16 protein-coding genes are annotated in these 17,835 nt (G+C 64.3%); 10 read left to right on the top strand and 6 right to left on the bottom strand.

Annotated elements, in window-relative coordinates; all coding sequences use genetic code 11:
- Positions 1-18: 18 nt before the first annotated feature.
- Positions 19-924 carry a LysR family transcriptional regulator gene (locus AC1DXU_RS27925; protein WP_477374199.1) on the bottom strand — a complete coding sequence of 302 codons (906 nt, stop codon included), beginning with the start codon at positions 922-924 and terminating at the stop codon, positions 19-21.
- A 123-nt stretch (positions 925-1,047) separates the two neighbouring features.
- On the opposite strand from AC1DXU_RS27925, the gene AC1DXU_RS27920 reads away from it, so the two are divergent.
- Together AC1DXU_RS27920 and AC1DXU_RS27915 are read left to right on the top strand one after the other, a co-directional pair.
- Entirely contained in the window at positions 1,048-2,229 is a 1,182-nt protein-coding gene (locus AC1DXU_RS27920; RefSeq protein ID WP_477374197.1) for an MFS transporter, read from the top strand.
- A gap of 37 nt (positions 2,230-2,266) precedes the next feature.
- Positions 2,267-3,301, top strand: coding sequence for an aldo/keto reductase (locus AC1DXU_RS27915; RefSeq protein ID WP_477374195.1), 1,035 nt, complete (start codon positions 2,267-2,269; stop codon positions 3,299-3,301).
- Positions 3,302-3,481: 180 nt separating this feature from the next.
- On the opposite strand, the gene AC1DXU_RS27910 is transcribed toward AC1DXU_RS27915, so the two are convergent.
- Complete coding sequence (locus tag AC1DXU_RS27910) at positions 3,482-3,754, bottom strand: usg protein (RefSeq protein ID WP_477319588.1); 273 nt, start codon at positions 3,752-3,754, stop codon at positions 3,482-3,484.
- 302 nt (positions 3,755-4,056) lie between these two features.
- Here AC1DXU_RS27910 and acs point away from each other — a divergent pair, with 302 nt between their 5' ends.
- Positions 4,057-6,012: an acetate--CoA ligase gene (acs, locus tag AC1DXU_RS27905; RefSeq protein ID WP_477374193.1), complete on the top strand. Its 1,956-nt coding sequence runs from the start codon at positions 4,057-4,059 to the stop codon at positions 6,010-6,012.
- Complete coding sequence (locus AC1DXU_RS27900) at positions 6,012-6,755, top strand: MOSC domain-containing protein (RefSeq protein WP_477374191.1); 744 nt, start codon at positions 6,012-6,014, stop codon at positions 6,753-6,755. The genes acs and AC1DXU_RS27900 overlap by 1 nt, the downstream gene beginning before the upstream one ends.
- A 302-nt stretch (positions 6,756-7,057) precedes the next feature.
- Here the strand turns inward: AC1DXU_RS27900 and AC1DXU_RS27895 are convergent, their stop codons facing one another.
- Positions 7,058-7,927 carry a transglutaminase-like domain-containing protein gene (locus AC1DXU_RS27895; protein WP_477374189.1) on the bottom strand — a complete coding sequence of 290 codons (870 nt, stop codon included), beginning with the start codon at positions 7,925-7,927 and terminating at the stop codon, positions 7,058-7,060.
- 166 nt (positions 7,928-8,093) lie between these two features.
- On the opposite strand from AC1DXU_RS27895, the gene AC1DXU_RS27890 reads away from it, so the two are divergent.
- Positions 8,094-8,759, top strand: coding sequence for an HAD-IA family hydrolase (locus AC1DXU_RS27890; RefSeq protein WP_477374187.1), 666 nt, complete (start codon positions 8,094-8,096; stop codon positions 8,757-8,759).
- Between the two features lie 142 nt (positions 8,760-8,901).
- Here AC1DXU_RS27890 and AC1DXU_RS27885 read toward each other — a convergent pair whose 3' ends face one another.
- Positions 8,902-9,123 (bottom strand): DUF1674 domain-containing protein, encoded by a 222-nt coding sequence (locus tag AC1DXU_RS27885; RefSeq protein ID WP_477374185.1) that lies wholly within the window; start codon positions 9,121-9,123, stop codon positions 8,902-8,904.
- A gap of 123 nt (positions 9,124-9,246) precedes the next feature.
- Between AC1DXU_RS27885 and htpX the strand changes: the two genes are divergently transcribed.
- Positions 9,247-10,257, top strand: coding sequence for a zinc metalloprotease HtpX (gene htpX, locus AC1DXU_RS27880; protein ID WP_477374183.1), 1,011 nt, complete (start codon positions 9,247-9,249; stop codon positions 10,255-10,257).
- Positions 10,248-11,636, top strand: coding sequence for an RsmB/NOP family class I SAM-dependent RNA methyltransferase (locus AC1DXU_RS27875; RefSeq protein ID WP_477374182.1), 1,389 nt, complete (start codon positions 10,248-10,250; stop codon positions 11,634-11,636). The genes htpX and AC1DXU_RS27875 overlap by 10 nt, the downstream gene beginning before the upstream one ends.
- Positions 11,637-11,793: 157 nt before the next feature.
- Here the strand turns inward: AC1DXU_RS27875 and AC1DXU_RS27870 are convergent, their stop codons facing one another.
- Complete coding sequence (locus AC1DXU_RS27870; protein ID WP_477374180.1) at positions 11,794-12,729, bottom strand: phytanoyl-CoA dioxygenase family protein; 936 nt, start codon at positions 12,727-12,729, stop codon at positions 11,794-11,796.
- A gap of 92 nt (positions 12,730-12,821) precedes the next feature.
- Here AC1DXU_RS27870 and AC1DXU_RS27865 point away from each other — a divergent pair, with 92 nt between their 5' ends.
- Both AC1DXU_RS27865 and AC1DXU_RS27860 read left to right on the top strand, forming a co-directional pair.
- The gene (locus AC1DXU_RS27865) at positions 12,822-13,664 is read left to right on the top strand and encodes a helix-turn-helix transcriptional regulator (protein ID WP_477374178.1); all 843 of its coding nucleotides are present in this window, start codon (positions 12,822-12,824) and stop codon (positions 13,662-13,664) included.
- A 161-nt stretch (positions 13,665-13,825) separates the two neighbouring features.
- Entirely contained in the window at positions 13,826-15,550 is a 1,725-nt protein-coding gene (locus tag AC1DXU_RS27860) for a heparinase II/III family protein (protein WP_477374176.1), read from the top strand.
- 31 nt (positions 15,551-15,581) lie between these two features.
- Here AC1DXU_RS27860 and AC1DXU_RS27855 read toward each other — a convergent pair whose 3' ends face one another.
- Entirely contained in the window at positions 15,582-15,887 is a 306-nt protein-coding gene (locus AC1DXU_RS27855) for a putative quinol monooxygenase (protein ID WP_477374174.1), read from the bottom strand.
- Between the two features lie 144 nt (positions 15,888-16,031).
- Here AC1DXU_RS27855 and purH point away from each other — a divergent pair, with 144 nt between their 5' ends.
- Positions 16,032-17,648, top strand: coding sequence for a bifunctional phosphoribosylaminoimidazolecarboxamide formyltransferase/IMP cyclohydrolase (purH, locus tag AC1DXU_RS27850; RefSeq protein ID WP_477374172.1), 1,617 nt, complete (start codon positions 16,032-16,034; stop codon positions 17,646-17,648).
- The last annotated feature ends 187 nt before the right edge of the window (positions 17,649-17,835 follow it).

Below are 17,835 nucleotides of genomic sequence, written 5' to 3'. Positions count from 1 at the left end.
GCGGCCTTTTGCTATTGTTCAGAGCCGCACGGTCTCGGCGAGGAAATCGAGAAAGGCGCGCACGCGCGCCGGCAGATGCTTGCCCTGGCCGACATAGACGGCGTGTGTCGGTTCCAGATCGCCGGGGTTGAACGCTTCCAGCAATGGCAGCAGCTGCCGGCTGGCGATGTCGGCCTCCACATGCCAGCGCGCCAGCCGGGCGATGCCCGCTCCGGAAAGCGCCATCAGCCGCATCGCCTCGCCGTCGCTGACCAGCGCGTTGCCAGTCGTCGGGACAATCACGCTTCCGCCGGCGCCGTCGAGGAATGGCCAGCCGTCCATATGCCGCACGAAGCCGAAACTCATCCGGTTGTGGCGCTCGAGATCGGCCGGCATCAGCGGGGTGCCATGCGTCTCAAGGTAGGAAGGTGCTGCGACGACGACGGTCCGGCTTTGCCCAAGCTTGCGCGCCACCAGCCGTGATTCGTTGAGCGGGCCGGCGCGTATGGCGACATCGGCGCGCTCCTGCATCAGGTCAATGACACTGTCGGTCAAAACCAGATCGACCGATATTTCGGGGTAGCGTTCGAGGAAGCGCGGCAGGAGCGGGATCAGCCGGTGCTGCCCGAAAGGCACATAGCTGTTGACGCGCAGCCGCCCGCGCGGTGCCGCCCCAGCCGCCGCCTCACGCTCGGCCGCTGCCATGTCGGCAAGGATGCGCACGCCGCTGTCGTAGAAGGCCAAGCCTTCCGGAGAGAGTTGCAGCTTGCGGGTCGAGCGGCTGACCAGCCGCGCGCCGAGCCGGCCTTCGAGCCGCGCGATCAGCTTGCTCACCGCCGAAGGCGTCGTGCGCAAAGCGCGTGCCGCCGCCGAAAAGCTGCCGGTCTCGACGACGCGGACGAACACTTCGATCTCGCCGGAGCGGTTTATCTCTGGTCTCGCCATTCGTGAATCTATTTCACAGAAAGTATGCCTTAGACAAGGCTGGCTCACAGCTGGTTGCGACACGATCTTCCAGGTCGGGGCGCGGGGACAAGCGCCCTTCCGTGACCAACAGGACGACCGCCATTGCCTCTTGCTCTCTATGCTCTCGCCGCCGGTGCCTTCGGCATCGGCGTCACCGAATTCGTCATCATGGGCCTGCTGCTCGACGTCAGCACCGACCTCGGCGTCTCGATCTCGGCCGCCGGCCAGCTGATCTCAGGCTATGCGTTGGGCGTCGTTATCGGCGCGCCCTTGCTGACGATCGCCACCGGCCGCTGGCCGCGCAAGACCGTTCTCTTGGCGCTGATGGCGATCTTCACGCTGGGCAATTTCGCCTGTGCGCTGGCCCCCGACTACTGGACGCTGATGGGCGCCCGCGTGCTCACCGCCTTCGCCCACGGCACCTTCTTCGGCGTCGGCTCGGTCGTCGCCACCGGACTGGTTGCGCCCAACAGGAAGGCCTCGGCGATCGCGCTGATGTTCACCGGCCTGACCATCGCCAACATAGCAGGCGTGCCCTTCGGCTCCTGGCTCGGCCAGGCTTTTGGCTGGCGCGCGACCTTCTGGGCGGTAACCCTGGTCGGGCTCGCAGCCTTCGCCATCATTCTTCTGCTGGTGCCGCGCAGCCAGGCGGCACCGGAGAAGAGCGACCTGCGCAGCGACCTTGCCGTGCTTGGCCGCACGCCGGTCTTGCTTGGCCTCGCCACCACCGTGCTTGGCTATGCCGGTGTCTTCGCCGTCTTCACCTATATCGCACCGCTGCTGACCGAGATCAGCGGCTTTGGCGAAGCCGCCGTGTCGCCAATCCTGCTGGTCTTCGGCGGTGGCTTGATCGCCGGCAATCTGCTTGGCGGCAAGTTCGCCGATCGATGGCTGGTGCCGTCCGTTCTCGGCAGCCTTGTGGTGCTGGCACTGGTGCTCGGCACCATGACCTTCGCCCTGCACAGCCAGGTGATGGCCGTCATCTATGTCGGCCTGCTCGGCGCCGCCGCCTTCGCCACCGTGGCACCATTGCAGATGTGGGTGCTGGAAAAGGCGCAAGGCGCCGGCCAGAGCCTGGCCTCGTCCTTCAACATCGCCGCCTTCAATCTCGGCAATGCCGGCGGCGCCTGGCTCGGCGGCATGGTCATTGCGCACGGCCCCGGCCTTGGCGCCGTCAGCTGGATCGCGGCCTTGCTGCCGCTCTCGGCGCTCGCCGTGGCTGGGCTGGCACTGCGCTTGGATCGCAACCCGGCGCTCGGCGAACCAACGCCTGCCCGGTCCTAGCGAGCCCTAATCCTTTCGACATCACAGGAGAAAAAAGATGGACTATCGACGTCTCGGCGCATCGGGCCTCAAGGTCCCGGCACTCTCATTCGGCACTGGGACCTTTGGCGGTTCGGGGCCATTGTTCGGCGCTTGGGGCACCAGCGGTGCCAATGAAGCACGGCGACTGATCGACATCTGCCTCGAAGCCGGCGTCAATCTGTTCGACACGGCGGACGTCTATTCGAACGGCGCGTCCGAAGAAGTGCTGGGCGCAGCCATCAATGGCCGCCGCGATGCCGTACTGATCTCGACCAAGACGTCTTTGCCGATGGGCGACGGGCCGAACGATTTCGGCTCTTCCCGGTCGCGGCTGACCAAGGCCGTGGAAGATGCGCTCAGGCGTCTCGGCACCGACTATATCGACCTTCTGCAGCTGCACGCCTTCGATGCCGCGACGCCGATCGAGGAGGTGCTGTCGGCGCTCGACGACCTCGTGCGCGCCGGCAAGCTGCGCTATGTCGGCGTCTCCAATTTTTCCGGCTGGCAAGTGATGAAGTCGCTTGGCCTCGCCGACAAGCATGGCTACCCGCGCTATGTCGCGCATCAGGTCTATTATTCGCTGCTCGGCCGCGACTATGAATGGGATCTGATGCCACTCGGCCTCGACCAGGGTGTCGGCGCGCTGGTGTGGAGCCCGCTCGGCTGGGGGCGCCTGACCGGCAAAATCCGCCGCGGCCAAGAGCTGCCGGAAAAGAGCCGGCTGCACGATACGGCAAGCTTCGGACCGCCGGTCGAGGACGAACATCTCTACCGCGTCATGGATGCGCTCGATGCAGTGGCGCAGGAAACCGGCAAGACCGTGCCGCAAATCGCCATCAACTGGCTGCTGCAGCGGCCGACCGTATCCTCCGTCATCATCGGCGCCCGCAACGAGGAACAACTGCGCCAGAACCTCGGCGCCATCGGCTGGTCGCTGACGCCGGAGCAGATGAAAAAGCTCGACGCCGCAAGCGAGGTCACCGCGCCCTACCCGTATTTCCCCTATCGCCGCCAGGAAGGTTTTGCCAGGCTGAACCCGCCGGCGGTGTGATTAAGTCGTGATCCTACGTTTCGGATCATCATAGACATTAGGGAGTAGCCGAAGCCTCTCAGCTTCGTCATCCTCGGGTCTGCGCCGCGTCGCTACGCTCTTTGCTTCGCCCGTGGATGACGAAGCGATGGGCGCTTCCGCCAATCACTGGCGGTCGACAAAAATGCCTCAGCCGCGCCCCTAGTGCAGCACGAACTCGCCATCCACCTTCCGCCACTCATTCGGCGCGATCAGCTTCTGGTGCGTGTAGACGACCGAATGCAGCGGCCCGTCGAGCTTGGCCTTCCAGAACTCGATGAAGCGGACCAGCACCGGGAACTTCGGCGCCAGGTCATAGTCCTGCCAGATGAAGCTCTGCAGGAGATGCGGGTGGTCGGGAAAGTGATAGAGAATCTTGGCCGTCGTCAGGCCATAACCCCTGAGCATCAGGTCCATTTCGGCATGGTCGCGCATTGCAGCCCCCAGGTTGATTAACCTCGCCTCCCACGCAACATTGTGCGCGCCGTTGCTTAACTGTCTATTGATTTTTCCTGATCGAAGCAGGCTTTTCCTCGCGAAAACATGTAGTTAGCAGCGAGCTTGATCGAGTGCTGACAGCGATGGGTAGTACCCCTGCGTCATCCCGCCACGCAAACCCAACGTCTAATATTGCCGTCACCGCGGAACTGGTAATAATGCCGCCGAATTCGCGGCCGCGTCGCCGCGATCCCGCTGGCGTTTCAAGCCGGCGGATTGGTTTGGGAGGAAATGAAGAAATGTCCGAGGTTCATGTCCATCGCGTCCAGCCGGCGTGGAAGAAAAACGCACTGATCGACAACGACACCTATCTCAAATGGTACGCCGACAGCGTGAAAAATCCGGACAGGTTCTGGGGCAAGCACGGCAAGCGCATCGACTGGTTCAAGCCTTTCACCAAGGTCAAGAACACCTCCTTCGACGGCAAGGTCTCGATCAAATGGTTCGAGGACGGCCTGACCAACGTCTCGTACAATTGCATCGACCGGCACCTGAAGAAGCGTGGCAATCAGACCGCCATCATCTGGGAAGGCGACAACCCCTATGACGACAAGAAGATCACCTACAATGAGCTCTACGAGCATGTCTGCCGCCTCGCCAATGTGATGAAGAAGCACGGCGTCAAGAAGGGCGACCGTGTTACCATCTACATGCCGATGATCCCGGAAGCGGCCTACGCGATGCTCGCCTGCACGCGCATCGGCGCCATCCATTCGATCGTCTTCGGCGGCTTTTCGCCGGATGCGCTGGCCGGGCGCATTGTCGATTGCGAATCGACCTTCGTCATCACTGCCGACGAAGGCCTGCGCGGCGGCAAGGCCATTCCCTTGAAGGAAAACACCGACAAGGCGATCGATATCGCCGCCAAGAACTTCGTCATGGTCAACAAGGTTGTCGTCGTGCGCCGCACCGGCGGCAAGGTCGGCTGGGCGCCGGGCCGCGACGTCTGGTACCACGACGAAGTCGCTTCGGTGAAAGCCGACTGCAAGCCCGAGAAGATGAAGGCCGAGGATCCGCTGTTCATCCTCTACACCTCGGGCTCGACCGGCAAGCCGAAGGGCGTGTTGCACACCACCGCCGGCTATCTCGTCTATGCTTCGATGACGCACCAGTATGTCTTCGACTACCATGATGGTGACATCTACTGGTGCACCGCCGATGTCGGCTGGGTCACCGGGCACAGCTACATCGTCTACGGGCCGCTGGCCAACGGCGCCACGACGCTGATGTTCGAGGGCGTGCCGAACTACCCGTCGCAGTCGCGCTTCTGGGAAGTCATCGACAAGCACAAGGTCAACATCTTCTACACCGCGCCGACAGCGCTGCGCGCCCTGATGGGCGCCGGCGATGAGCCGGTGAAGAAGACATCGCGCAAGTCGCTGCGCGTGCTGGGCTCGGTCGGTGAGCCGATCAATCCCGAAGCCTGGCAGTGGTATTTCAACGTCGTCGGCAACGGCAAGGTGCCGATCGTCGATACCTGGTGGCAGACCGAGACCGGCGGCATCCTGATCACGCCGCTGCCGGGCGCCACCGACCTCAAGCCCGGTTCGGCGACGCGGCCCTTCTTCGGCGTCAAGCCGCAGCTGGTCGACAGCGAAGGCAAGGTGCTGGAAGGGGCGGCCGACGGCAATCTCTGCATCACCGATTCATGGCCGGGCCAAATGCGCACCGTCTATGGCGACCACGAGCGCTTCATCCAGACCTATTTCTCCACCTACAAGGGAAAATACTTCACCGGTGACGGCTGCCGCCGCGACGCCGACGGCTATTACTGGATCACCGGCCGCGTCGACGACGTCATCAATGTCTCCGGCCACCGCATGGGCACGGCGGAAGTCGAATCAGCACTGGTCAGCCATGACAAGGTTTCCGAGGCCGCGGTCGTCGGCTATCCGCACGACATCAAGGGCCAGGGCATCTACAGCTATGTCACCTTGATGAAAGGTGTCGAGCCCAGCGAGGAACTGCGCAAGGAACTGGTCGGCCATGTCCGCAAGGAGATCGGCGCCATCGCGACCCCCGACAAGATCCAGTTCGCCCCCGGCCTGCCGAAGACCCGCTCGGGCAAGATCATGCGCCGCATCCTGCGCAAGATCGCCGAGGACGATTTCGGCGCGCTCGGCGACACCTCGACGCTGGCCGACCCGGCAGTCGTCGACGACCTCGTCGCCAACCGGCAGAACAAGAAGAGCTGATGCAGCCGACAGTCGGGTCCGTCACCGAGCTTTGGCGTTATCCGGCGAGTTCGCTCGCCGGCGAACGGCTGGATGCGATTTCGGTCGGCGAGGAAAGCATCGACGGCGACCGTATGTTCGGCCTCGTCGATGTCTCCGACAACGAGATCGCGCGGCCCGATCGCGATGTGAAATGGCACAAGGTGCCGCGCATCCGCACCCGGCTTTCGCAAGCTCGCCAGCTTGAGGTCGCCATTCCCGGCGGCGACTGGCTGGCGGCACCCGGCGCCGAAAGCGACCGCGCCGTATCAGCCTATCTCGGCTTCGAAGCCTCGATCCGGCCGTTCGACCCTGAAAATGCCGCGCCCGGCTATTCCGGCCCGCTGACCGCGGCGCGCTACCGCAAGGCGCCCATCCATCTCCTGACCACGGCGTCGCTGGCGCGCCTGAAGGCGTTGCATCCGGAAGGTGCCGCCGACCCGCGCCGCTTCCGCCCCAACATCGTCGTCGACATGGCGGCGGTTGAGGGATCGTTCCCCGAGACGGAATGGATCGGCAAGAAGCTGGCCATCGGCGACCTCAAGCTGACCATTTCCGAGCCGTGCCGTCGCTGCGGCTTCACCATCATCGCCCAGGATGGCTTCGACCACGATCCGGCCATCCTGCGCAACCTGGTCCGCCACAACGCCCACAATCTCGGCGTCTACTGCACGGTCGACCAGCCCGCCCGCGTCGAGATCGGCGCAGCGATGCGGTTTGTCTGACGCGGCGTAGCTGGTTTTTGAAGCAGCCCCTTGTCTGCTTTCAGCCGCCCCTTGTCTTTTGCTGCGACGCACCCCATCATCATGGTGTGTTCAACAAATCGAAAGGAGGTGATCCGATGTCGAGTGATTTCGTTTTCCAGAACGTGGCCTCAGCGGATTGCACTTTCGGGAAGCAGTCTTCCCGTTAAGGCGCGAAATGCGCGGCGGGTGACTTCGGTCACCGCCATGGGCCGCGCCACGGACGGAAACACGGAAGGCCGCCGGCTTCGCAAGAAGCGGCGGCCTTTTCCGTTTTCGGCCCTTCAGGCCAGCATCTGTGCGCTGACCGTCCTGTCGATGCCGTGATAGGGCGGGTTGAACAGATTGCCTTCCTGCTCGTAGGTCCACACCTTGAACAATGAGAGCTGGTGCTGGCCGAAACTGTGCAACAGCGGCACATCGGTGGCGTCGCGTCCGCGCGCAATGACGACGCGGCCGATCCTCGGGCGATTGTGGCGCGGGTCGAACGTGTACCATTTGCCGTCGAGGAACACTTCCATCCAGGCAGAAAAGTCCATCGGCGCCGGGTCAAGTGGCACACCGATGTCGCCAAGATAGCCATTCACGTAGCGGGCCGGAATGTTCATGCAGCGGCACAGCGTGATCGCCAGATGCGCAAAATCGCGGCAAACGCCGACGCGCTCCTCATGCGCCTGCGCCGCCGTGCGGGTCGAGCGCGCATAGCCGTAGCCGAAGGACAGACGGTTGTGGACATAGTCGACGATCGCCTGCACCCGCGCCCAGCCGGATGGAAGCGAACCGAAGCGCTGCCAGGCCAGTCCGCTGAGATGATCGGTCTCGCAGTAGCGGCTGCCCAGGAGATAGAAGAGCACCTCGTCCGGCAACTCCGCCACCGGCACTTCTTTGGCCAGCGTGTTGACCGCGTCGGTCTCGCCGCTGTCCTCGACGACGGCGTCGTAGAGGATGCGAAAATTGCCGGCAGGCGCTGTGAACCGCCGGCAGGCATTGCCATGAAGGTCGTGATAGACCTTGGTCGGCACCGATGGCGAGGTCAGCACCCGCGTCTGCCGCTTGATGTCGGCCTGCCTGTCCTTGTGGATCTCGAGCAGCGAGACGACCGGCGTGGCTGCAACACAGTCGATGGCGATTTCATAGCCGAGCCGGATCAGCATCGCAGTCCCCCCTTTGGTCATCGTGGAAAACAGTTGGTCAAACGCAAGAGGCGGGCAGTGGTTCCCCGGGGTTGATCGAAAAGACAGCCGCGCGCCTTCCCATCCGGCTGCCGCACCGTTACGGTCAGTGACACCTCTCCCTCCCCAAGCGCTCCCAGGATTTCAGATGTTTGCAGGCAGAAAATTCGCGGCCTTCCTGTTCGATATGGACGGCACGGTGATCAACTCGATTGCCGCAGCGGAAAGGGTCTGGGCCGCGTGGGCGCTTCGGCAAGGTCTCGACGTCGTGAAATTCCTGCCGACGATCCATGGCGTGCGGGCGATCGAGACCATCGGCCGGCTGGCGCTTCCCGGCGTCGATGCCGCCCACGAAGCCTATTTGCTGCTACAGGCCGAGGCGGCCGATCTGGATGGCATTGTTCCAATCGCCGGCGCCGCGGCGTTCCTGGCGTCGCTGCCGCCCGAGCGCTGGGCGATCGTCACCTCGGCGCCGCGCTCGCTGGCGCTGTTGCGTATGCAGGCGGCCGGCATCCCGGTTCCCGCCTTGATGGTCGCGGGCGAGGACGTTTCCCACGGCAAGCCGGCGCCCGACTGTTTCCTGCTGGCGGCAAAACAGCTCGGCGTCGATATCGGCGACTGCCTGATCTTCGAGGATGCCCCGGCCGGTATCGCGGCAGCAGAGGCCGCGGGCGCCCCGGTGATGGTGATCAGCGCCACCCACCAGCACCCACTGCCGACGCAGCACGCGTCGATAGGCGGCTACGAGGGGGTCGGCATCACCGTTGAAGAAAACGGCTGGGTCGCGCTCGAGCCGCAACGTAGCGCCGCCTAGGATAGGTCGCGATTCAGGTCAGGCCGAGTCGAGAATAATCGATGCCGAGAACCGGATCGGAGCGGACTTTTGGGTCCGTGAGTACCGGAAGCGCAGGAATCGGTTGTTCGCAGGCCGGCATCACCTGAATCCCGGCATATCCTTAGAAGTCGCTGGTCAGGCCTTTGACCTCCCAGTCGCCATAGCGGCCGGGTTCCTTGCCGCCACGGCCGCCGATTTCCTTAGGCAGCGCGGCCTCATTTTCGCGATAGGCTTCGCGGCGCGCCTTGGCTTCGGCCAGCGCGCGGCTGGCTGCCGGCGACAGTGGTTTTTCTGGCGTATCGCTACCCAGAACGGCGTCGGTTTTACTGGTTTCGTCGATCATGCGATATGTCCGGCGGATTGAAACGAGCACAGGCGTTTCCCATCATATAGCGATGAGCCCACGAGGATCGACCCCTTTTTACCGCCGCCCCAAACCTAGCCACGAGCAAAGACGGAGCAGACGATGAACACTTTGCGCACCGCCATGCTTCTCGCCGCGATGACGGCACTGTTCATGGGCGTCGGCTTTCTGATCGGCGGGACCGGCGGCATGGTGATCGCGCTGCTGTTCGCCGCCGGCACCAATCTGTTCAGCTACTGGAACGCCGACAAGATGGTGCTGTCGATGAACCGCGCCGTCGAGGTCGACGAGAAGAACGCGCCTGAATATTACGCCATTGTGCGCGACCTCGCCAATCGGGCCGGCCTGCCGATGCCGAAAACCTATCTGATCGACAACCCGCAACCCAATGCCTTCGCCGCCGGCCGCAATCCGCAAAATGCCGCGGTCGCCGCCTCCACCGGCCTGTTGCAGGCCCTGACGCGTGAGGAAGTCGCCGCCGTCATGGCGCATGAACTGGCCCATGTGGAGCACCGCGACACATTGACCATGACCATCGTTGCCACGCTTGCCGGCGCGATCTCGATGCTCGGCAATTTCGCCTTCTTCTTCGGCGGCAACCGCGACAACAACAACCCGTTCGGCTTTGTCGGCGTGCTGGTGGCGATGATCGTGGCGCCTTTCGCCGCCATGATCGTGCAGATGGCGGTGAGCCGCACCCGCGAATACGAGGCCGACCGGCGCGGCGCCGAGATCGTCGGCAACCCGCTATGGCTGGCGTCTGCCCTTGACAAAATCGCCCGCGGCGCAGAACGCATCCGCAACCCGGATGCCGAGCGCAATCCGGCGACCGCCCACCTCTTCATCATCAATCCCCTTTCCGGCGAGCGCATGGACAGTCTGTTCTCCACCCACCCGAACACCGACAACCGTATCGCCGCTCTGCAGGCCATGGCGCGGGAGATAACTGAGACGGCCGCGGCGCCACGGCCAGCACCACGGCAGGCGGACGAGCAGCGGCCGTCCGGCCCATGGGAGAAGGCAGCGCAGCCCGAGCAGCCAACTGAACCGGCCAGGTCGAAATCCAATCCCTGGGGCCGCAATCCGACCGGACCAAAAGGTCCGTGGTCGTGAGCGGAGCCAGACCCCGGCCCGCAATTTCAGCCGATCGTGAAACAGGCGACGCCGACGGACCGGTGGCCGGCCTCGCCGCCCGCAAGGCCGCCGCGCGTCTGCTTGCCGCCGTCATCGACGCCAGGACGCCGCTCGACGGGCTGACCGATCACGAGAACGGCCATCCGCAATACAAGGCGCTCGACCTGCGCGACCGTGGCCTGGTGCGCGCCATACTGGTCACCGCACTGCGCTACCGCATGACCATTTCGGGGCTGCTGGCGCGGCGTCTGGAAAAGCCGCTGCCGCCCAACGCCACGGCGCTGTCGCACATACTGCACGTGGCGGCGGCGCAGATCCTTTTCCTCGACATTCCCGACAGCGCCGCCGTCGACCTTGCCGTGACCCACGCCAAGTCCGATCCACGCACGCAGCGTTTCTCCGGCCTCGTCAACGGTGTGCTGCGCACGCTGGCACGCGCCAAGGAAGCCGAACTGACTGCCGCCCTTGCCGCCACCGACGAGGCGCCAAAATGGTTTTCCGACCGGCTGAAGGCCGCCTATGGCGCCGACAAGACCAGGCAGATTCTCGCGGCCCACCGTGTCGAGGCGCCGGTCGACTTCTCGGTCAAATCCGACCCCTCGCTGTGGGCTGAAAAGCTCGGCGGCATCGTGCTGCCGACCGGCACCGTGCGCGTGGAAAAGCTCAGTGCCTCGGTCACCGAACTGCCCGGCTTCGCGGACGGCGCCTGGTGGGTGCAGGATGCGGCAGCCAGCTTTCCCGCGCGCCTGTTCGGCGATGTGCAAGGGCTTCGCGTTGCCGATCTCTGCGCCGCACCCGGCGGCAAGACCGCGCAGCTGATCCTTGCCGGCGCCAAAGTCACTGCCGTCGACACTTCCAAGAACCGGCTGGCGCGGCTGACGCAAAACCTCGAACGCCTCGGCCTCGCCGCCGAGATTGTCCAGGCCGACCTGCTGAAATACCAGCCGGCGGAACTGTTCGACGCCGTGCTGCTCGACGCGCCCTGCTCCTCCACCGGCACTGTGCGTCGGCACCCCGACGTGCCCTGGACCAAAACGGCGGCCGATGTCGAGAAACTCGCCGACCTGCAGCGAAAGCTGCTCGCCCGCGCCGTCACTTTGGTCAAGCCGGGCGGACGCATCGTCTTTTCCAACTGTTCGCTCGACCCGCTCGAAGGCGAGGAGCTTCATCGAGGCTTCCTGGCCGGCAACAAGAGCGTCACCGACGATCCACTGCAGCCAGGCGAGATCGCCGGCCTCGATGCCTTCCTGACACCGCAAGGCACGCTGCGCACCACGCCCGCCGACCTCGACCTCGGCTCGCCCGGGATTTCCGGTCTCGACGGCTTCTTCGCCGCCCGCATGCGGCGCTTAGTCTAAGGTGCAACGCGCCGTCAGGATGTGTCGAGATTCAGGTCAGACCGAGCCGAGAGCGTCGGTTTCCGAGAACCGGAGCGGAGCGTACTTAAGTACGTGAGCACCGGAAGCGCAGGAAACCGGCACTCGCAGGCCGGCCTCACCTGAATATCGATACATCCTAGAGCATGTCGTCCAGCGACCAATGATTGCCCCACCGCGCATCGATTTCATCGTCGACGTTCTGAAAGCGGATATCGGTGGAAAGCCGGATGCGCCCGTCCATGCTCCGGTTGGTCGTCGAGGCATGGATCATGTAGGGCGAGTGAAGCACGACATCGCCGGCCTCGAAATCGGCGATTAGCCAGCGCGCATCGAAACGCTCCGCCATTTCGGGCAGATCCTTCGACACCCAGCCGCCCTCGGCCATGTTGCGGTTGTAGGCGCTGATGCGCTCCTGGGCGTCCATGCCGGCATTGTCCCTGTTGAACCGGGCTTCCATGCCAGCGCCGATCGCATGCGACCCCTCGAGGTAAACCAGGCCGCCCATGTCGACTGAAATATCGCCCAGCGGTATCCAGGCCGTGACGATGCGGCTGGTGCCGCCACGCAGATAGACAAGATCGTAATGCGCCGGCGTCGCGACCGGCGATCCTGGCTGGGTGAAGCGCATGATCTTCCGTTTGTGCAGGTAGGACAGCCCATCCAGGAATTTGTCCATGAAGCGGGACAGAGGCGGCTGCGCGCAAAAACCTTCATAGGCGGCAGAGCGAACCAGCGACATCAGGCGGCGGTCGGTGAGCTGGCGGTCAAAGGCGTTGGCTGCCGCTATGCCGAGCGACGGATCGAGCCCGGGTTTGAGCAGACCGGTATCCGCCATATGCGAAAACACAAAGCCGCGAAAATCGACCACGTCGCTGCGCGGCAGCAGACCCTTCAGCCAGACGTAACCCTGCGCCGCAAAGAGCTTGCGGATCGTCTCGATGCCGACCGAAGGATCGGTCGGGGTGAGATATCCCAGCCGGTTTTGCGCTGTCGACAACACCTTGCCGTTGGCGATCAGATCGACAGGAAGGACGGCGGCTTCGCGTTGTCCGCCGGCGGCAAGGCTTGACATTTCGATCATCCATGGCGTGTCATTTTGACGAATGGTGCCATGAGGTTCCTCACTTTGCCCATGGACAGAAAGCAAAGCTGGACTTTTCGCTCATGCCAGACCGGGACTTCGCGCTATACAGATCGCCGCCGGCCGCTGCCGGCGGCCTGTCGGCAACGGGCGTCGGCCGGCATCGCGTCACCCAGGCAATCACCAATCGCAGGCTGCCGGATTTTGCCGTCGTGCTCGTCGAGGAGGGGCAAGGCTGGCTTGAAACCAGGGCTGGCGGCCCGCAGGCGATCGCGGCGCCGGCCTTGTTTTGGCTGTTTCCCGGCAAGACACATTCCTACGGACCGGACGCGTCGGGATGGACCGAACGCTGGGCGCTCTTCGACGGCGCCATGACGCGCGATTTCACGCGGCTGCGGCTCATCGTCGAAGACGAACCTGTCATTGCCTTGCACGACCTTGGCGAAATGCAGCGCCTGTTCGACAGGCTGCATGCCGAACTGTCGCTGGATACCGTGCTCAGCCAGTCGGAAGCCGCTGCCACCATGCACGCAATCGTTGTACGGGCCGCCCGGCAGGCGGCCCAATGGAACAACCGCAAACGAGGTCCCGATTTTCGGCGCGCCCCCGATTTTCAGCACGTCGTGGACAACTTGCGCAATTGCGCGCTCGATCCACTCGACCTCAACGCGTTCGCAGCAAAATTCGGCATGTCGCCGGCGACGCTGCGCCGCAAGTTTGCGCTGGCCACCGGCATGTCGCCCAAGGCATTCCAGCTGCGCATACGGCTCGACCTTGCCAAGCAATTGCTGGTCGCCTCCGATTCCCCAGTGGAAACTGTTGCGACTGCGGTCGGTATCCACGATGCGTTTTATTTTTCCCGGCTCTTTCGCGATCGCGAGAATTGTTCGCCCAGCGCGTTCCGTGGTCGCCACAGGCGGGTATGAGTATCGGGAGATCAGGGACTTGATCTCCGAAATGTGCTGACTTTTTTGGGGTTGATCCGGCGGCAACAGCGTGAACTCCTTCACGCCGGTGGAATTCGCCTTCGCATAAGTTCTTGAATCATATAAACTTGTATCGGGGCAAATGACGATCAGGAGGGGTTTTGGCACTGGCTGCCGGCAGCACGACGCGTCTTTGGACACTTGTCGCGAAGGAGTTCTGGCGCAAGGCGCGCCGGCGCCTGCGTGCCGGGCCTGTCTATCGCTGGCGTTATTCCGGCCGCACGCCCGAACGCGTCCTGATCGCGCCGCCGGATCTGCGCCTCGCCGACCCGCAAATTGCGCTCGAGATTTACTATGGCCGCTATCCGCTGTCGGGACATCTGGTCGAGACCGGCGGCAAGTCGCCGTTCCAGATCGGGGTCTCCAACCGCGGCTGGCTGAAGACGCTGCACGGCTTTCGCTGGCTGCGCCATATGCGCGCCGCCGGCACTGAGCTTGCCGCCGCCAACGCCCGCGCGCTGGTTTCCGACTGGATCGCTATCCATGGCGGCAATATTTCCGGCGTCGCCTGGGAGCCGGGCACCACGGCCAAGCGCGTCATCGCCTGGTTGCAGCATTCCTCGGTTGTGCTGCAGGGCGCCGAGTTTCCCTTCTACCGCGCCTTCCTGAAATCGCTTGCCGTCCAGATCCGCTATCTCAGGTCGATGGCGCGCGAAATGCCGGACGGCAAGGACAGGCTGCGCGCCCGCATTGCGCTGGCCTTTGCCGCTCTGTCGCTGCCGGCGCCGGCATCGGCGCTGCGCGGCGCCACCCGCAATCTCGCCGAGGAGCTCGACCGCCAGATCCTTGCCGACGGCGGCCATATCTCCCGCAATCCGATGACGGTTCTCGAGCTGCTCGCCGACCTTCTTCCCTTGCGCCAGACCTATGCCAACCAGGCGGAGACACCGCCTGCCGCCCTGATGGGCGCCATCGACCGCATGCTGCCGGCGCTGCGCTTCTTTCGCCACCAGGACGGCAGCCTCGCCCGCTTCAACGGCATGGGCGCGACCATCCATGATCGTATCGCCACCATTCTGCGCCATGACGACACCGCGGGCGCGCCGCTGCTGCACGCCCCGCATTCAGGTTATGAGCGCCTGTCCATGGGCGGTGTGACGGTGATCGCCGATACCGGCCTGCCGCCGCCTGTCGACGTGTCCAACGCGGCGCATGCCGGCTGCCTCGCCTTCGAAATGTCCTCGGGCCGCCAGCACTATGTCGTCAATGCCGGCATCGACACCTATGGCGCCGCTGAATTCCGGCCGCTGGCGCGTGCCACCGCGGCGCATTCGACCGCCACCATCAACGACACGTCGTCGGCGCGCTTCAGCCATTCGCTGCGCGTCAACGATCTGCTCGGCACACCCTTGATCGGCGGCCCGCAGCACGTGCCGTGCAAGCGCATCGACCAGAAGGGCATGCAGGGCTTCATCGCCCGCCACGACGGCTATGTCGCACGCTTCGGCTTCCTGCATGAACGCGAACTGAAATTGTCGTCGGACGGCAATGTGCTTGCCGGCAGGGACCGCATTCAGCGGCCCGGCAATGCAGCGATCCGCAACAACGGCCGCGATTTCGTCACGCTGCGCTTCCACATCCATCCCGACATCAACGTGCTTCAGGACGAACACGACCGGCTGGTGCTGGCCGCCGACGGTGCCGACACCTGGGTGTTCACCTGCGCCGAAGTGGTGCCGGAAGTCGACGAATCGATCTACTTCGCCGGCCTGGGCGGCCCGCGCCGCAGCCGCCAGATCGTGATTGCCTTCAAGGCCTCGGAGATATCGGAGGTCCACTGGCAGCTGACGCGCACGACCATCGCCGGCTACCCGGAAAACAACTGACCGCTGCTCTGCGGGCAATCAGTCGGTCAGCTCAGGCCTGTTGCGAAACACCGAAGGCGTCGTAGGTGCTCAGCGACGGCGGACCGGCGAAGGCGAAGCGGATCTTGTCCACCATCGCCGCCTGGCCGCTTCGGTCATAGCGCTCGGCGTCCTCGACAGTGCTCCACACGGTGATCGCCATGAATGTGTCGCGCGCCTGATGCTGCTGCAGCAGCACGGCGCTGATGTTGCCGTCTGCGGCGCGGATGGCGGGAATCGCCTCGGTTTCGTAGATCGCCCGCAATTGCTCGGTCGTGTCCGGCAACGCCTTGAACTGGCCAATACGCACAAATGCCATGATTTTGCTCCTCCGAGATGGTCAAGCCTACACCCCAGGTGAGCAAATACGAAACCTTGGAGTGGCGTGCGGCGCTTGATTTCCTGATCTCATGTGCTACGGCCCGCGGACGCTTCAAATCAAGCCTTGAAAGGCCGCCAGCCCATGGCCGTCGCCGCCAAGAACATTCCCGCGCCCGACCTCGTTCCCGTCCGCCGCGCACTGCTTTCCGTTTTCGACAAGACCGGCCTGATCGACTTCGCCAGGGGATTGGCCGCCGCAGGCGTCGAGCTTGTCTCGACCGGCGGCACGGCGAAGGCGATCGCCGAAGCGGGCCTGGCGGTGCGTGACGTCTCGGAGTTGACCGGCTTTCCCGAGATCATGGATGGCCGCGTCAAGACGCTGCACCCGTCGGTGCATGGCGCGCTGCTGGGCGTGCGCGACGATCCCGACCATGCCAAGGCGATGCGAGACCACAAGATAGAGCCGATCGATCTGTTGGTTTCCAACCTCTACCCGTTCGAGGAGGTGCGCCGCTCCGGCGCCGACTACGCCTCGATCGTCGAGAACATCGACATTGGCGGCCCGGCAATGATCCGCGCCTCGGCCAAGAACCACGCCTATGTCGCCATCGTCACCGATCCCGGCGACTACGCCTCGGTGCTCAATGCGCTGGAGATGAACATCGGTTCCCTCTCGCTGGATTTCCGCAAGAAGCTGGCCGCCAAGGCCTTTGCCCGCACCGCCACCTATGACGCCGCGATCTCCGGCTGGTTCGCCGAGGCGCTGGAGATCGAGCATCCGACCTGGCGCGCCTTCGGCGGCAGGCTGGAGAGCGTCATGCGCTATGGCGAGAACCCGCACCAGAGCGCCGGCTTCTACGTCAATGGCGACAAGCGGCCGGGCGTCGCCACCGTGCGCCAGTTGCAGGGCAAGCAGCTCTCCTACAACAACATCAACGACACCGACGCCGCCTTCGAACTGGTCGGCGAGTTCGATCCGGCGCGCTCCGCCGCCGTCGCCATCATCAAGCATGCCAACCCGTGCGGCGTCGCCGAGGGCGCGTCGCTGGCGGCAGCCTATGCCAAGGCGCTGGCCTGCGACCCGGTCTCCGCCTTCGGCGGCATCGTCGCCATGAACCGCATCCTCGATGCCGAGGCGGCGGAGGAAATCGTCAAAACCTTCACCGAGGTCATCATCGCGCCGGACGCCAGCGAAGAAGCGATCCGCATCGTCGCCGCCCGGAAGAATCTGCGCCTGCTGGTCACCGGCGGCCTGCCAGACCCGCGCACCGCCGGCACCACCGTCAAATCCGTCGCCGGCGGATTGCTCGTCCAGGGCCGCGACAATGCCGTCGTCGACGACCTCGACCTGAAAGTGGTGACGAAGCGCGCGCCGACGGCGGCTGAGATGGCCGATCTCGAGTTTGCCTTCCGCATCGCCAAGCACGTGAAATCGAACGCCATCGTCTACGCAAAAGACGGCGCCACCGTCGGCATCGGCGCCGGCCAGATGAGCCGCGTCGATTCCTCGCGCATTGCCGCCCGCAAGGCGCTCGATGCGGCCGAGGCCGCGGGATTGGCCGAGCCGCTGACCAAGGGTTCGGTCATCGCCTCCGACGCTTTCTTCCCCTTTGCCGACGGGCTGCTGTCGGCGATCGAAGCCGGCGCCACCGCCGTCATCCAGCCCGGCGGCTCGATGCGCGACGACGACGTCATCGCCGCCGCCGACGCGCATGGCATCGCCATGGTGTTTACCGGCGTGAGGCATTTTAGGCACTAGCGCCTTTTACCTCCCCCTCGTGGGGGTGAGCAGCCGGTTCGCCGAAGGCGAATTCATCGTGCCAGTGGCACGATGAAAGGCCGGCGAACGCTGGGACGCTGCGAAGCAGCGGGGACCCGGCAGGACGTATGCGTATCGCTAGCCCTTCGCATGGCTCAGGGCGTTCGAAGCTCGAAAAGCCAAGCAA

It is taken from the genome of Mesorhizobium sp. P3_A10, from assembly GCF_056403175.1.
This window is presented reverse-complemented; position numbering and strand designations above follow the sequence as displayed.

What these genes read in the sequence shown, in the direction of transcription:
- acs (WP_477374193.1), top strand. Translation starts at nt 4,057, where the DNA reads ATGTCCGAGGTTCATGTCCATCGCGTCCAGCCGGCGTGGAAGAAAAAC.
- AC1DXU_RS27855 (WP_477374174.1), bottom strand. Translation starts at nt 15,887, where the DNA reads ATGGCATTTGTGCGTATTGGCCAGTTCAAGGCGTTGCCGGACACGACC.
- AC1DXU_RS27865 (WP_477374178.1), top strand. Translation starts at nt 12,822, where the DNA reads ATGCCAGACCGGGACTTCGCGCTATACAGATCGCCGCCGGCCGCTGCC.
- AC1DXU_RS27890 (WP_477374187.1), top strand. Translation starts at nt 8,094, where the DNA reads ATGTTTGCAGGCAGAAAATTCGCGGCCTTCCTGTTCGATATGGACGGC.
- AC1DXU_RS27925 (WP_477374199.1), bottom strand. Translation starts at nt 924, where the DNA reads ATGGCGAGACCAGAGATAAACCGCTCCGGCGAGATCGAAGTGTTCGTC.
- purH (WP_477374172.1), top strand. Translation starts at nt 16,032, where the DNA reads ATGGCCGTCGCCGCCAAGAACATTCCCGCGCCCGACCTCGTTCCCGTC.
- AC1DXU_RS27915 (WP_477374195.1), top strand. Translation starts at nt 2,267, where the DNA reads ATGGACTATCGACGTCTCGGCGCATCGGGCCTCAAGGTCCCGGCACTC.
- AC1DXU_RS27870 (WP_477374180.1), bottom strand. Translation starts at nt 12,729, where the DNA reads ATGTCAAGCCTTGCCGCCGGCGGACAACGCGAAGCCGCCGTCCTTCCT.
- AC1DXU_RS27910 (WP_477319588.1), bottom strand. Translation starts at nt 3,754, where the DNA reads ATGCGCGACCATGCCGAAATGGACCTGATGCTCAGGGGTTATGGCCTG.
- htpX (WP_477374183.1), top strand. Translation starts at nt 9,247, where the DNA reads ATGAACACTTTGCGCACCGCCATGCTTCTCGCCGCGATGACGGCACTG.
- AC1DXU_RS27900 (WP_477374191.1), top strand. Translation starts at nt 6,012, where the DNA reads ATGCAGCCGACAGTCGGGTCCGTCACCGAGCTTTGGCGTTATCCGGCG.
- AC1DXU_RS27885 (WP_477374185.1), bottom strand. Translation starts at nt 9,123, where the DNA reads ATGATCGACGAAACCAGTAAAACCGACGCCGTTCTGGGTAGCGATACG.
- AC1DXU_RS27895 (WP_477374189.1), bottom strand. Translation starts at nt 7,927, where the DNA reads ATGCTGATCCGGCTCGGCTATGAAATCGCCATCGACTGTGTTGCAGCC.